Origin of the sequence: Streptomyces achromogenes subsp. achromogenes (genome assembly GCF_000720835.1) — a bacterium.
Lineage (GTDB): Bacteria > Actinomycetota > Actinomycetes > Streptomycetales > Streptomycetaceae > Streptomyces > Streptomyces achromogenes.
Window position 1 is genome coordinate 1 of record NZ_JODT01000139.1, and the last position, 263, is coordinate 263.

Here is a 263-nt window from a genome sequence, read left to right on the forward strand (position 1 = left end):
CAGCACGGGCACCGACTTCGCCAACCCGTCGAAGAAGTGGGACAACGTCTCCGCGAACATCGGTTCCTGGAACTGGGACCGCTCGAAGGTCACCTCGGGTGACTTCAACGGTGACGGCAAGGCGGATGTCGGAGTGCTGTACGACAACGGCCAGACCGACGACGGCCGCAACAAGTCGGCGCTGTGGACCTTCACCAGCACGGGTTCCGACTTCGCCAACCCCTCCCGCAAGTGGGAGTCGGGCACGGGCAGCTGGAACGCCG

1 pseudogene is annotated in these 263 nt (G+C 65.0%); it reads left to right on the plus strand.

The window, feature by feature from the left end:
• Positions 1-263: pseudogene (locus tag IH25_RS38300) on the plus strand (transglycosylase family protein); the annotation flags it as partial.